This is a genomic window from Pseudomonas sp. HP_01 (genome assembly GCF_055284355.1).
Window position 1 is genome coordinate 22597 of record NZ_JBTOPV010000033.1, and the last position, 13120, is coordinate 35716.

General features: G+C 59.9%; 12 protein-coding genes. 9 read left to right on the forward strand and 3 right to left on the reverse strand.

The window, feature by feature from the left end; genetic code table 11:
• Positions 1-1059, forward strand: a complete 1059-nt coding sequence (gene hisC, locus ACYAR8_RS17370; protein ID WP_463580516.1) for a histidinol-phosphate transaminase — start codon at positions 1-3, stop codon at positions 1057-1059.
• A gap of 26 nt (positions 1060-1085) precedes the next feature.
• Here the strand turns inward: hisC and algW are convergent, their stop codons facing one another.
• Positions 1086-2252, reverse strand: a complete 1167-nt coding sequence (algW, locus tag ACYAR8_RS17375; RefSeq protein WP_074884398.1) for a Do family serine endopeptidase AlgW — start codon at positions 2250-2252, stop codon at positions 1086-1088.
• Between the two features lie 98 nt (positions 2253-2350).
• Here algW and ACYAR8_RS17380 point away from each other — a divergent pair, with 98 nt between their 5' ends.
• The 4 genes from ACYAR8_RS17380 to cysN all read left to right on the forward strand — a co-directional run bounded on the left by ACYAR8_RS17380 (position 2351) and on the right by cysN (position 6528).
• On the forward strand, positions 2351-3109 hold the full coding sequence (locus ACYAR8_RS17380; RefSeq protein ID WP_108120709.1) for a Nif3-like dinuclear metal center hexameric protein: 759 nt from the start codon (positions 2351-2353) through the stop codon (positions 3107-3109).
• Between the two features lie 147 nt (positions 3110-3256).
• Positions 3257-4174, forward strand: coding sequence for a sulfate adenylyltransferase subunit CysD (cysD, locus tag ACYAR8_RS17385; RefSeq protein WP_463580517.1), 918 nt, complete (start codon positions 3257-3259; stop codon positions 4172-4174).
• 60 nt (positions 4175-4234) lie between these two features.
• Complete coding sequence (locus tag ACYAR8_RS17390; protein ID WP_074884406.1) at positions 4235-4576, forward strand: four helix bundle protein; 342 nt, start codon at positions 4235-4237, stop codon at positions 4574-4576.
• 53 nt (positions 4577-4629) lie between these two features.
• Positions 4630-6528: a sulfate adenylyltransferase subunit CysN gene (gene cysN / locus ACYAR8_RS17395; protein WP_463580518.1), complete on the forward strand. Its 1899-nt coding sequence runs from the start codon at positions 4630-4632 to the stop codon at positions 6526-6528.
• A 375-nt stretch (positions 6529-6903) separates the two neighbouring features.
• Here cysN and ACYAR8_RS17400 read toward each other — a convergent pair whose 3' ends face one another.
• On the reverse strand, positions 6904-7341 hold the full coding sequence (locus ACYAR8_RS17400; RefSeq protein ID WP_065992106.1) for a Z-ring associated ZapG family protein: 438 nt from the start codon (positions 7339-7341) through the stop codon (positions 6904-6906).
• Positions 7342-7486: 145 nt separating this feature from the next.
• Between ACYAR8_RS17400 and ACYAR8_RS17405 the strand changes: the two genes are divergently transcribed.
• The 3 genes from ACYAR8_RS17405 to zapE all read left to right on the forward strand — a co-directional run bounded on the left by ACYAR8_RS17405 (position 7487) and on the right by zapE (position 10650).
• Positions 7487-8116 carry an alpha/beta hydrolase gene (locus tag ACYAR8_RS17405; protein ID WP_463580519.1) on the forward strand — a complete coding sequence of 210 codons (630 nt, stop codon included), beginning with the start codon at positions 7487-7489 and terminating at the stop codon, positions 8114-8116.
• Between the two features lie 28 nt (positions 8117-8144).
• Entirely contained in the window at positions 8145-9494 is a 1350-nt protein-coding gene (locus ACYAR8_RS17410) for a tryptophan--tRNA ligase (RefSeq protein ID WP_463580520.1), read from the forward strand.
• 61 nt (positions 9495-9555) lie between these two features.
• Positions 9556-10650 carry a cell division protein ZapE gene (zapE, locus tag ACYAR8_RS17415; protein WP_108120713.1) on the forward strand — a complete coding sequence of 365 codons (1095 nt, stop codon included), beginning with the start codon at positions 9556-9558 and terminating at the stop codon, positions 10648-10650.
• An 84-nt stretch (positions 10651-10734) separates the two neighbouring features.
• On the opposite strand, the gene ACYAR8_RS17420 is transcribed toward zapE, so the two are convergent.
• Positions 10735-11655 carry a GlxA family transcriptional regulator gene (locus tag ACYAR8_RS17420; protein WP_172612965.1) on the reverse strand — a complete coding sequence of 307 codons (921 nt, stop codon included), beginning with the start codon at positions 11653-11655 and terminating at the stop codon, positions 10735-10737.
• 219 nt (positions 11656-11874) lie between these two features.
• Between ACYAR8_RS17420 and ACYAR8_RS17425 the strand changes: the two genes are divergently transcribed.
• Positions 11875-13011, forward strand: a complete 1137-nt coding sequence (locus ACYAR8_RS17425; RefSeq protein WP_463580521.1) for an acyl-CoA dehydrogenase family protein — start codon at positions 11875-11877, stop codon at positions 13009-13011.
• The last annotated feature ends 109 nt before the right edge of the window (positions 13012-13120 follow it).

The following is a 13120-nucleotide window of genomic DNA, read 5'->3' on the forward strand; positions in this document are numbered from 1 at the left end:
ATGAGTAAATTCTGGAGTCCCTTCGTCAACGACCTGGTGCCTTATGTGCCGGGCGAGCAGCCCAAGCTGACCAAACTGGTGAAGCTCAACACCAACGAAAACCCCTATGGCCCGTCGCCCAAAGCGATCGAGGCCATGCGTGCTGCGGTCAGTGACGAGCTGCGCCTGTATCCCGACCCCAACAGTGACGTGCTGAAGCAAGCCGTAGCGCGTTATTACGGCGTCGACGCCAATCGGGTGTTCCTCGGCAACGGCTCGGACGAGGTGCTGGCCCACGCCTATAACGCGTTCTTCCGACAGGAGAAACCGCTGCTGTTCCCGGACATCAGCTACAGCTTCTATCCGGTGTACTGCGGCCTGTATGGCGTCGACTATGAGGCCGTGCCGCTGGACGAGCAGTTTCAAATTCGCGTCGAAGATTACGCGCGTCCCAATGGCGGCATCATTTTCCCGAACCCAAATGCACCCACCGGCTGCCTGTTGGCACTCGATGCCGTCGAGCAGATCCTCAAGAACAGTTCGGATTCGGTGGTGATCGTCGACGAGGCGTACATCGACTTCGGCGGCGAAACCGCGATTAGCCTGGTGGAGCGCTATCCGAACCTGCTGGTCACCCAGACGCTGTCCAAGTCGCGCTCCCTCGCCGGGTTGCGAGTGGGCCTTGCGGTGGGGCATCCCGACCTGATCGAAGCGCTGGAACGGGTCAAGAACAGCTTCAACTCGTATCCGCTGGACCGTATGGCTATCGTGGGCGCTGCAGCGGCATTCGATGACCGTGAGTACTTCGAGCGCACCTGCCAGCGCGTGATTGCCAGCCGTGAAGCGCTTGTCGAGCAGTTGGAGGGCAAGGGCTTTGAAGTGCTGCCCTCGGCCGCGAATTTCATCTTCGCCCGTCACCCTCAGCATGACGCTGCCGGACTGGCAGCCAAGGTACGGGAACAGGGCGTGATCGTGCGTCACTTCAAACAAACGCGTATCGCGCAGTTCCTGCGCATCACCATTGGCACGCCTGAACAGAATCAGGCGCTGGTGGAGGCGTTGGGAGATTTGTCGAGCTGAGTTGACGGTTGCTTAACGGCAACCGATCAATTTTCCGCCGCAGGCGCCGTTGTCTGCGGTGGCCTCACGCCCACTTCGGCGGTCAGTTTCAATTCCTTGCCATTGCGCATGACCTGAATGGTGATCTTGTCGGTCGGCTTGGTGCGCGCCACCTGATTCATGGAGCGGCGCCCGTCGCCGGCTGGCTCGCCGTTGATGCTCAAGATCACATCACCCAGTTGCAGTCCGGCCTTCTGCGCCGGGCCGTCGCGGAAAATCCCGGCGACTACGATGCCCGGACGATCCTTCAGCCCGAACGATTCCGACAGCTCCTGGGTCAATGGCTGTACTTCGATACCCAACCATCCGCGAATCACCTGACCGTGCTCGATGATCGACTTCATCACCTCCAGCGCCAGCTTGGTGGGAATCGCAAAACCAATGCCCTGGGATCCACCGGATTTGGAGAAGATCGCCGTGTTGATCCCGGTCAGGTTGCCGTTAGCGTCCACCAGCGCGCCGCCCGAGTTGCCGGGGTTGATCGCCGCGTCGGTCTGAATGAAGTCTTCGTAGGTGTTGAGGCCCAACTGATTTCGCCCGGTGGCACTGATGATGCCCATGGTCACGGTCTGACCGACGCCAAACGGGTTACCGATCGCCAATGCAACGTCGCCGATGCGGATGGAATCCGAACGGCCAAGGGTAATGGAAGGCAGATTTTTCAGGTCAATCTTGAGGACCGCAAGATCGGTCTCCGGGTCGCTGCCGACCACTTTGGCAATGGTCTCGCGGCCGTCCTTGAGCGCCACGACAATCTGGTCGGCGCCCGAGGTGACGTGGTTGTTGGTCAGCAAATAGCCTTCCGGACTCATGATCACGGCCGATCCCAGGCTCGACTGCATGCGCTTTTGTTTAGGCAGGTTGTCGCCGAAGAAACGACGAAACTGCGGGTCGTCGAACAGCGGATGGTTGGGCTTATTGTTGTTATTGACCATCTTGGTCGTGTACAGATTGGCCACGGCCGGGGCGGCGTTGCTGACGGCGTCCGCGTAAGACACCGGACCCTGTTGCACGAAGGCCTGCTGGGGCGCTTGTTGCAGGTTCACGTCCTGGCTTGGAAGCCCGACCCACTCGGGGTATCGCTGGATAATCAATAAAGCGATTAGCACACCAGCGAGCAAGGGCCAGCCGAGAAAACGCAGCGCTTTGAACATTGAGCGGAGTCCTGAAGGTAGAAGCGCCTAGCTGCGCCATAATGGGCGGCATTATACGAGGACCGACACGGTCTGGACTGCATATTTAGGAGACTTTTATGGCCGTTGCCCTGAGCACCCTGGTGGAAGAAGCGGACCGCTATCTCGGTAGCGCGCGGATTCAGGATTATTGCCCCAATGGCCTGCAGGTCGAGGGTCGGCCGCAGGTCAGGCGGATCGTCTCCGGTGTTACGGCGAGTCAAGCGTTGCTCGACGCGGCGGTGGAGGCCAACGCCGATCTGGTGCTGGTGCATCACGGGTATTTCTGGAAGGGCGAAAATCCCTGCATCACCGGCATGAAGCAGCGTCGCCTGAAGACGCTGCTCAAGCACGACATCAGTCTGCTGTCCTATCACTTGCCCCTTGACCTTCACGCCGACGTGGGAAATAACGTTCAGTTGGCCCGGCAACTGGAGATCACTGTCGAAGGCCCGCTGGACCCGGACAATCCACGCATCGTCGGGCTGGTGGGCTCACTCAGCGAGGCCATGACCCCACGGGATTTCGCCCACCGCGTGCAGACAGCATTGGGACGCGAGCCGCTGCTGATCGAAGGCGACGGCATGATTCGCCGGGTCGGCTGGTGCACCGGAGGCGGGCAGGGCTACATCGATCAGGCCGTGCTGGCCGGCGTGGACCTGTATTTGAGCGGTGAAGCGTCCGAGCAGACCTTTCACAGTGCGCGGGAAAACGGCATCAGTTTCATTGCCGCCGGTCATCACGCCACCGAGCGCTACGGGGTGCAGGCACTGGGTGATTACCTGGCACGCCGCTTTGCCCTGGAGCATCTGTTCATCGACTGCCCGAACCCGATTTAGCGTGCCTGCGCGTCCAAAGCCTGAGCTATATGGATAGATCGTTTCGATCTATCCACGCCGCTGAATAGAATCAGGGCCCATGATAAAGTGCCTCGCTCGATAGAGCCCGCAGGCTCTCCCTACACGTACGTTATCCCGTGAGTAACCATGGTAGACAAACTGACGCATCTGAAACAGCTGGAGGCGGAAAGCATCCATATCATCCGCGAGGTCGCTGCCGAGTTCGATAACCCGGTGATGCTGTACTCCGTCGGTAAAGACTCTGCCGTGATGCTGCATCTGGCGCGCAAGGCCTTCTTTCCGGGCAAGCTGCCGTTCCCGGTGATGCACGTCGACACCCGCTGGAAATTCCAGGAGATGTACCGCTTCCGCGACAAGATGGTCGAGGACATGGGCCTGGACCTCATCGTGCACGTGAACCCGGAGGGCGTCGCGCAGGGTATCAACCCGCTGACCCACGGCAGCTCGAAGCACACCGATATCATGAAAACCCAGGGTCTCAAGCAGGCCCTCGACAAGCACGGCTTCGATGCCGCGTTCGGCGGCGCCCGTCGTGACGAAGAGAAATCCCGCGCCAAAGAGCGCGTGTATTCCTTCCGCGACACCAAGCACCGCTGGGACCCGAAAAACCAGCGTCCCGAGCTGTGGAACGTCTACAACGGCAACGTCAACAAAGGCGAGTCGATCCGCGTGTTCCCGCTCTCCAACTGGACCGAGCTGGACATCTGGCAGTACATCTACCTCGAAGGTATCCCGATCGTCCCGCTGTACTTCGCCGCCGAGCGCGAAGTCATCGAGATGAACGGCACGTGGATCATGATCGACGACGATCGCCTGCGTAATCACCTGTCCGACGAGGACAAGAAGCGCATCGTCAAGAAAAAGGTCCGCTTCCGCACACTGGGCGACTACCCGTTGACGGGCGCTGTCGAGTCCGAGGCCACCAGCCTCACCGACATCATTCAGGAAATGCTCCTGACGCGAACTTCCGAGCGCCAGGGCCGGGTCATCGACCACGATGGCGCAGGCTCGATGGAAGAAAAGAAACGTCAGGGTTATTTCTAACAAGCAGCCGCAAGCTTCAAGTGGCAAGCTCTAAGCAAAAGCGAATACGAGGTGATCGAAATGGATTTCGAGCGACTTGTGGTTTGGCAAAGAGCCAAAGCACTAGCTGTCATGATTTACAAGGAGCTGGCTGCATGCAGAGATCTGGCTTTCAAGAGCCAGATCACACGCTCAGCTTTGTCAGTGCCCAGCAATATCGCGGAAGGCATGGAGCGTTACACAGCAAAGGATAAGTGCCGGTTTTTATGGATAGCGAAAGCGTCCTGCGGTGAGTTGAGAACCCAGCTCATCGTGGGTAAAGAAATCGGCTACATCTCCGAGTCACTTGCTGCCGCTTGGATAATTGAAACCCGCGAGCTTTCAAAAATGCTATGCGGGCTGATCAACAAAATTTCTGACTAGCTGTATGCCGACGAGCTTGCCGCTTGAAGCTTACAGCTTGGAGCTTGAACCCAATGAGCCATCAATCTGAATTGATCAGCGAGGACATCCTCGCCTATCTGGGCCAGCACGAACGCAAGGAAATGCTGCGCTTCCTGACCTGTGGCAACGTCGACGACGGCAAGAGCACGTTGATCGGGCGTCTGCTGCACGACTCCAAGATGATCTATGAAGATCACCTGGAAGCCATCACCCGTGATTCGAAAAAATCCGGCACCACGGGCGACGAAGTCGATCTGGCATTGCTGGTCGACGGCCTGCAGGCCGAGCGCGAGCAGGGCATCACCATCGATGTCGCCTACCGTTACTTCTCCACCGCCAAGCGCAAGTTCATCATCGCCGACACCCCCGGTCATGAGCAGTACACCCGCAACATGGCCACCGGTGCGTCCACCTGTGACCTGGCGATCATTCTGGTCGACGCCCGCTACGGCGTGCAGACCCAGACCAAGCGCCACAGTTACATCGCCTCGTTGCTGGGCATCAAGCACATCGTGGTCGCCATCAACAAGATGGACCTCAATGGCTTCGACGAGACCATCTTCGAGCAGATCAAGGCCGATTACCTGGCGTTCGCCGACCGCATCGCGCTGAAGCCGACAACGATGGAATTCGTGCCGATGTCAGCCCTCAAGGGCGACAACGTGGTCAACCGAAGCGAGCGTTCGCCGTGGTACACCGGCAAGTCGCTGATGGAGATTCTCGAAACTGTCGAGATCGCCAACGACCGCAATTTCACCGACCTGCGTTTCCCGGTGCAGTACGTCAACCGTCCTAACCTGAACTTCCGCGGTTTCGCCGGCACCCTTGCCAGCGGCATCGTGCACAAGGGCGACGAAGTCGTTGTGCTGCCGTCCGGCAAGAGCAGCCGGGTGAAATCCATCGTCACCTTCGAAGGTGAGCTGGAGCATGCGGGCCCGGGTCAGGCGGTGACGCTGACCATGGAAGACGAGATCGACATCTCCCGTGGCGACCTGCTGGTGCATGCCGACAATGTCCCTCAGGTGGCCGACGCCTTCGACGCCATGCTGGTGTGGATGGCCGAAGAGCCGATGCTGCCGGGCAAGAAATACGACATCAAACGCGCCACGTCCTACGTGCCGGGTTCGATTGCCAGCATCACCCATCGTGTTGACGTGAACACCCTGGAAGAAGGCCCGGCCAGTTCGCTGCAGCTGAATGAAATCGGCCGCGTGAAGATTGCACTGGACGCGCCGATTGCCCTCGACGGCTACGACAGCAACCGCACCACAGGCGCGTTCATCGTCATCGACCGTTTGACCAACGGCACCGTGGCGGCGGGCATGATCATCGCCAAACCGGTGGTTGCAGGTGGCGGTAATCATCACGGCGCGCTGGCACATGTTTCGACAGAAGAACGCGCTCAGCGCTTCGGCCAGAAACCGGCGACCGTGCTGTTCAGCGGTTTGTCGGGTGCGGGCAAGAGCACGCTGGCATATGCCGTGGAGCGCAAGCTTTTCGACATGGGCCGTGGGGTGTTCGTCCTTGATGGCCAGAATCTGCGCCACGACCTCAACAAGGGCTTGCCGCATGATCGCGCCGGTCGCACCGAGAACTGGCGTCGTGCTGCCCATGTTGCGCGTCAGTTCAACGAAGCGGGCCTGCTGACCTTGGCGGCGTTCGTCGCGCCGGACGCGGGCGGTCGGCAGAATGCCAAGGCCCTGATCGGCGATGATCGACTGATCACCGTGTACGTTCAGGCGTCGCCGCAAGTCTGCCGCGAGCGTGACCCTCAGGGGCTCTACGCCGCCGGCAAGGACAACATCCCGGGTGAATCCTTCCCGTATGACGTCCCGCTGGATGCCGACCTGGTCATCGACACGCAGTCGCTGAATGTCGAAGAAAGCGTCAAGCAAGTGCTGGATCTGCTGCGGACCCGCGGCGTGATCTAAACGCTGTTCGCTGCACAAAAAACCCGCCCGTGATGGCGGGTTTTTTGTTGCCCGGCCATGGACCACCATTTTGGATGAAAACACCGGTTCGCCAGCAAGCCGGCTCCTACGGATTGGGGTCGGTCGCAGATGGGGGGCCTGGGGCAATTCCAGTGTAGGAGCGCGCTTGCCCGCGAAGGCGTGGTGTCAGACACATCCATACCGACTGACACACCATCTTCGCGGGAAAGCGCGCGCCTGCATTGATCCGTCGTCGTATCGGGATGACATGGCTGGCGTTGAACTCGTACATACCGGATTCCCTTGAGCCGAACGGCCACAAAAAAGCCCGCCTCTGATCACCTCAGGGGCGGGCTTTTGGTGAAGCGTGAGCGCTTACTTCTTCAAACCGTAATGCTCATCCAGCATGCCGGGGGAGTCGGGCGACTTGGGCGCGTAGTCCTTCGGCGGTTCAGCGGCAGTGCGCGGTGGCGTCAGGCGATCGCGGTGTGGATGGAGCGCGTCCGGGTGCAGCGCGGCCAACAGGCGTTGACGGGTGATGTCGTCGGTGGCCAGACGGTTGGCGCCTTCGGCCAGATGCTCCTGAACATCGTGGTAGCTTTGCGACAGCTTCTGCACCAGATTGGCCGTGCTGTTGAAGTGAGTGATCACCTCGTTCTGATAGGTGTCGAAACGCTCCTGAACGTCATCCAGCTGGCGCTGAGTCCCGTTAGGCACGGCATTGGGCAGCGCGCGCGCCACGAAGAAACCGATGATCACACCAACCACAAGGGCGATGGTCGGCAGCAACCAAACTAAGAGCGAGTAATCCACGAGTCCTTCCTCTATAAACGGCTTTGCTTTACGTTAACGGCTCGAACCTGCGCTGTATAGCGGCGACGCGTCGCCAGCATGCCAGCCACAGACAATCAGCTAGACGAGTCGACCCAATTGAAGGTCACGGAGTTCATTCTTGCTCATGCGTGAGACCCCTGTATTCATCGACGGCCCGGTGGGCCAACTCGAAGCCTTGTACCTCGATCTGGACGAGCCCAAGGGCATCGCGCTGATATGCCATCCTAACCCGGTTCAGGGCGGCACTATGCTCAATAAAGTGATCTCGACTCTGCAGCGCACCGCGCGTGATGCCGGTCTGATCACCTTGCGCTTCAACTATCGCGGCGTTGGTGCCAGCGCCGGCAGCTCTGACATGGGCGAGGGCGAAGTCGACGACGCACAGGCGGCGGCCAACTGGCTGCGCGACAAACATCCCGACCTGCCCATGACATTGCTGGGATTTTCCTTCGGCGGTTTCGTGGCGGCGACCCTGGGCGGGCGCCTTGAGGCCGAGGGCGGAACCTTGAAGCATCTGTTCATGGTCGCGCCTGCCGTGATGCGGATCGCCAATGTGGATGCCCTGGCTCAGAAGGGCGCTTTGACGATCATTCAGCCCGACACCGACGAAGTCGTTGACCCACAACTCGTATACGACTGGTCTGACAAACTCCCGCGCCCCCATGAGCTGCTGAAAGTGGCAGAATGCGGGCACTTTTTTCACGGCAAGCTGACCGATCTCAAGGATCTGATTCTGCCGCGCCTTTCGAATTGATCGCAGCACCCAAAATAAGCGACTAGCCATGACCACTCGTATCCTGACCGGTATCACCACCACCGGCACGCCGCACCTGGGCAACTACGCCGGCGCCATCCGCCCGGCCATCATTGCCAGCCGCCAGAGCGACGCCGACTCTTTCTACTTTCTGGCTGACTACCACGCGCTGATCAAATGCGATGACCCGCTGCGCATTCAGCGCTCGCGCCTGGAAATCGCTGCGACCTGGCTCGCAGCAGGGTTGGACGTCGATCGCGTGACGTTCTATCGCCAGTCCGACATTCCGGAAATCCCCGAACTGACCTGGCTGCTCACCTGCGTGGCCGGCAAAGGTCTGCTCAATCGCGCCCACGCCTACAAGGCCTCGGTGGACAAGAATGTCGAAGCCGGCGAAGACCCGGACGCCGGCATCACCATGGGGCTGTTCAGCTATCCGGTGCTGATGGCCGCCGACATCCTGATGTTCAACGCCCATCAAGTGCCGGTCGGTCGCGATCAGATCCAGCACGTCGAAATGGCGCGCGACATCGGTCAGCGCTTCAATCACCTGTTCGGCAACGGCAAAGAGTTCTTCGTGATGCCGGAAGCGCTGATCGAAGAAAGCGTCGCGACCCTGCCTGGCCTGGACGGCCGCAAGATGTCGAAAAGCTACGACAACACCGTCCCGCTGTTCACCAGCGCCAAAGACATGAAAGAAGCGATCTCGCGCATCGTCACTGACTCGCGCCTGCCGGGCGAGGCCAAGGATCCGGACACCTCGCACCTGTTCACGCTGTACCAGGCATTCGCCAGCAAGGAGCAAGGCGACGAGTTCCGCACCGACCTGTTACAGGGATTGGGTTGGGGTGATGCCAAGCAGCGCCTGTTCCAGTTGCTGGACGCCGAACTGGGCGAAGCACGCGAGCATTACCATCGCCTGATCGAGCGGCCAGCCGACCTGGAAGACATCCTGCAAGCGGGCGCCGAGAAGGCCCGTCGTGTGGCCACGCCGTTTCTGGGCGAGCTGCGCGAAGCGGTCGGCCTGCGGTCATTCCGCACCGCCGAGCAAACCGTCACGGCGACCAGGAAAAAGGCCAGCAAAGGCCCGCGCTTCGTCAGTTTCCGTGAAGACGACGGCAGTTTCCGCTTTCGGCTGCTGACGGCCGATGGCGAGGAACTGCTGCTGTCGCGCCACTTCGCAGACGGCAAAGCGGCCGGTGCCGTGACCAAACAGCTGCAGCAGGGCGGTGCGCTGGACATCCGGACCGAAGGCGATGCCTTCACCCTGTGGCTGAGTGATGCCTGTGTCGCCGACAGCCCGGCGTTCGACGATGCCGCCGCCCGTGACGCTGCGATCGAGAGCCTGAAACTGGCGCTCGCGCCACAACAGGATTAATTGCCATTCCAATGGGCCGTCGCTACAGTGACGGCCCGTTTTTGCTCCCTTGCAAGCGACTATGACCCCTCTAGAACGATACCAAGCTGACCTGAAGCGTCCGGACTTTTTCCACGACGCCGCGCAAGAGAATGCAGTGCGCCATTTGCAGCGTCTGTACGACGATCTGGTCGCCGCCCATGACCGCAAGCCGGGATTGCTGGGCAAGCTGTTCGGCAAGAAAGAAGCCCCGATTGTGAAGGGGCTGTATTTCTGGGGCGGCGTGGGCCGGGGCAAGACCTATCTGGTCGACACCTTCTTCGAAGCGCTGCCGTTTGAAGACAAGACCCGCACGCACTTCCACCGCTTCATGAAGCGCGTCCACGAGGAGATGAAAAACCTCAAGGGCGAGAAGAACCCGCTGACGCTTATCGCCAAGCAGTTTTCCGAAGAAGCGCGGGTGATCTGTTTCGACGAATTCTTTGTATCGGACATTACCGACGCGATGATCCTCGGCACACTGATGGAAGAGCTGTTCAAGAACGGCGTGACCCTGGTCGCGACCTCGAACATCGTCCCGGACGGCCTCTACAAGGACGGTCTGCAGCGTGCGCGTTTCCTGCCGGCGATTGCCCTGATCAAGCAGAACACCGAGATCGTCAACGTCGACAGCGGTGTCGACTATCGGCTGCGTCACCTGGAGCAAGCCGAGCTGTTCCACTTCCCGCTGGACGAAGCGGCAGAGGAGAGCCTGCGCAAGAGCTTCCGTGCGCTGACCCCGGAATGCACCAAGGCCATCGAGAACGATGTGCTGATCATCGAGAATCGGCAGATCAAGGCGATCCGTACCTGCGACGACGTGGCGTGGTTCGACTTCCGTGAGCTGTGCGACGGCCCGCGTAGCCAGAACGATTACATCGAACTCGGCAAGATCTTCCATGCGGTGCTGCTCAGCGGCGTGGAGCAGATGAGCGTGACCACTGACGACATCGCGCGTCGGTTCATCAACATGGTCGACGAGTTCTACGACCGCAACGTCAAGTTGATTATCTCGGCGGAAGTCGAATTGAAAGACCTGTACACCGGCGGCCGTTTGAACTTCGAATTCCAGCGCACGCTGAGCCGGTTGCTGGAAATGCAGTCCCACGAATTCCTGTCGCGGGCGCATAAGCCCTAGCCAGCAGCTGCAAGCTTCAAGCGGTAAGCTGCAAGAGGTCATGTGGACGACTTGCAGCTTGAAACTTGCCGCTTGAAGCTGATTCTAGGCCGCCTGCTGAAACTGCTGCCGGTACTGGTTCGGTGACAGGTCGGTGTGTTGACGGAACAGCCGCGCGAAGAAGCTGGCGTCGTCGTAGCCCACTTCATAGCTGATGGTCTTGATGCTCTTGCGTGAGCCCGACAGCAAGCCCTTTGCTGTCTCGATGCGCAGGCGTTGCAGGTAATGCAGCGGCTTGTCGCCCGTTGCGGTCTGGAACCGGCGCATGAAGTTGCGGATGCTCATGCCATGCTCGCGTGCCACATCCTCGAAACGAAATTTGTCGGCGAAGTGCTCTTCGAGCCAGTGCTGGATCTGCAGAATGATCACGTCCTGGTGCAGTTTCTGCCCGCCAAAACCAATCCGTCCCGGTGCATAACTGCGCTGCACTTCATAGAGAATGTCGCGGGCGACGGTCTGCGCGACATGGGCGCCGCAGAAGCGCTCGATCAGGTAGATGTACAGATCACACGCTGAAATCGTGCCGCCTGCGCAATACAGATTATCGGCATCGGTCAGGTGCTTTTCCTGATTCAACAGCACGTTCGGAAAACGCTCGGCGAATTCGTTGAAGAACCGCCAGTAGGTGGTCGCTTCCTTGCCGTCGAGCAACCCCGCATCCCCAAGCCAGAACACACCGCTGGCTTCACCGCAGAGCACGGCACCGCGCGCATGTTGCTCACGCAGCCACGGCAGTATTTGCGGATAGCGCTCGCGCAGGGTGTCGAAATCTTCGACGAAAGCGGGAAGGATGATGATATCGCTGTGTTCAAGCACACCGTCTACAGGGATGACGACGTCGCTGAAACTGCGGACTTCCTTGCCGTCAGGGCTGACCAATCGGGTTTCGAAGGCCGGCTTGAAGCCCTGTCCCAACTGCTTGCCGTAGCGCAGGCTGGCGAGGTGAAAGAAGTCTTTGGCTTGCATGAGCGTGGAGGCAAAAATTCCATCGATCGCAAGAATGCTGACACGCCGCAACGGCGTGTTGGGTTGGATAGACATAGTCTTTTGTTCTTATATGGGAAAGTGGTCAATCAACGGCGTGATCGTCTTATTTTTTGTCGGATGTGTCCAGTGTCGCCGTCAAACGACGGCGCCTACGCTCTTCTGAGGTTTTGTCCGACAATCCTTCACGCCAGGTGCCCCATGCTCGCCAGAACACTCTTCAGCTCAGAGCACGAACTCTTTCGCAACAGCGTCCGCAAGTTCTTCGAACAGCATGCGGTGCCGTTCCATGCCCAGTGGGAAAAGCAGGGCCATATCGACCGTACCTTGTGGAACCGAGCGGGGGAGCAGGGCATGTTGTGTTCGCACCTGCCCGAAGAGTACGGCGGCATGGGCGCGGATTTCCTCTACACCACGGTGGTGATCGAGGAAATCTCCCGTCTCGGCCTGACCGGTATCGGCTTTTCTCTGCATTCAGACATTGTCGCGCCGTACATCCTGCATTACGGGAGCGAAGCGCTGAAACTCAAGTATTTGCCGAAGCTGGTCTCGGGGGAGCTGGTGACTGCCATCGCGATGACCGAACCAGGAGCAGGGTCCGACCTGCAAGGGGTCAAGACCAGCGCCGTGCTGGATGGCGACGAGTACATCATCAATGGCTCGAAGACCTTCATCACCAACGGGTTTCTCGCGGATCTGGTAATCGTGGTCGCGAAGACCGACCCCAAGGCAGGCGCGAAGGGCACCAGTCTGTTTGTCGTGGAAGCGGGCACGCCGGGCTTTGCGAAAGGCAAGCGCCTGGAGAAGGTCGGGATGAAGGCGCAGGACACGTCGGAATTGTTCTTCCAGGACGTGAGAGTGCCCAGAGAGAACCTGCTGGGTCAGGCCGGGATGGGTTTCGCGTATCTGATGCAGGAACTGCCGCAGGAGCGTCTGACGGTTGCCATCGGCGCCATTGCCTCCGCCGAAGCCGCCTTGCAGTGGACGCTCGATTACACGCGGGAGCGCAAGGCGTTTGGCAAGGCCATCATCGACTTCCAGAACACCCGCTTCAAACTGGCCGAAATCGCCACCGAAGTTCAGATTGGTCGTACGTTCATTGATCGCTGCCTGGAGTTGCACCTGGAAGGGAAGCTGGATGTACCAACGGCGGCCATGGCGAAATACTGGTCAACCGACCTGCAATGCAAGGTGCTGGATGAATGCGTGCAGCTGCATGGCGGCTACGGCTTCATGTGGGAATACCCGATAGCCCGGGCGTGGGCGGATGCACGGGTGCAACGAATTTATGCGGGGACCAATGAGATCATGAAAGAGATCATTGCCCGGTCGCTGTGAAGCTCGACACAGGCCTGTAGGAGCGGGGGGGGGGGGGGGGGGGGGGGGGGGGGGGGGGGGGGGGGGGGGGGGGGGGGGGGGGGGGGGGGGGGGGGGGGGGGGGGGGGGG

What these genes read in the sequence shown, in the direction of transcription:
- hisC (WP_463580516.1), top strand. Translation starts at nt 1, where the DNA reads ATGAGTAAATTCTGGAGTCCCTTCGTCAACGACCTGGTGCCTTATGTG.
- algW (WP_074884398.1), bottom strand. Translation starts at nt 2,252, where the DNA reads ATGTTCAAAGCGCTGCGTTTTCTCGGCTGGCCCTTGCTCGCTGGTGTG.
- ACYAR8_RS17380 (WP_108120709.1), top strand. Translation starts at nt 2,351, where the DNA reads ATGGCCGTTGCCCTGAGCACCCTGGTGGAAGAAGCGGACCGCTATCTC.
- cysD (WP_463580517.1), top strand. Translation starts at nt 3,257, where the DNA reads ATGGTAGACAAACTGACGCATCTGAAACAGCTGGAGGCGGAAAGCATC.
- ACYAR8_RS17390 (WP_074884406.1), top strand. Translation starts at nt 4,235, where the DNA reads ATGGATTTCGAGCGACTTGTGGTTTGGCAAAGAGCCAAAGCACTAGCT.
- cysN (WP_463580518.1), top strand. Translation starts at nt 4,630, where the DNA reads ATGAGCCATCAATCTGAATTGATCAGCGAGGACATCCTCGCCTATCTG.
- ACYAR8_RS17405 (WP_463580519.1), top strand. Translation starts at nt 7,487, where the DNA reads ATGCGTGAGACCCCTGTATTCATCGACGGCCCGGTGGGCCAACTCGAA.
- ACYAR8_RS17410 (WP_463580520.1), top strand. Translation starts at nt 8,145, where the DNA reads ATGACCACTCGTATCCTGACCGGTATCACCACCACCGGCACGCCGCAC.
- zapE (WP_108120713.1), top strand. Translation starts at nt 9,556, where the DNA reads ATGACCCCTCTAGAACGATACCAAGCTGACCTGAAGCGTCCGGACTTT.
- ACYAR8_RS17420 (WP_172612965.1), bottom strand. Translation starts at nt 11,655, where the DNA reads ATGCAAGCCAAAGACTTCTTTCACCTCGCCAGCCTGCGCTACGGCAAG.
- ACYAR8_RS17425 (WP_463580521.1), top strand. Translation starts at nt 11,875, where the DNA reads ATGCTCGCCAGAACACTCTTCAGCTCAGAGCACGAACTCTTTCGCAAC.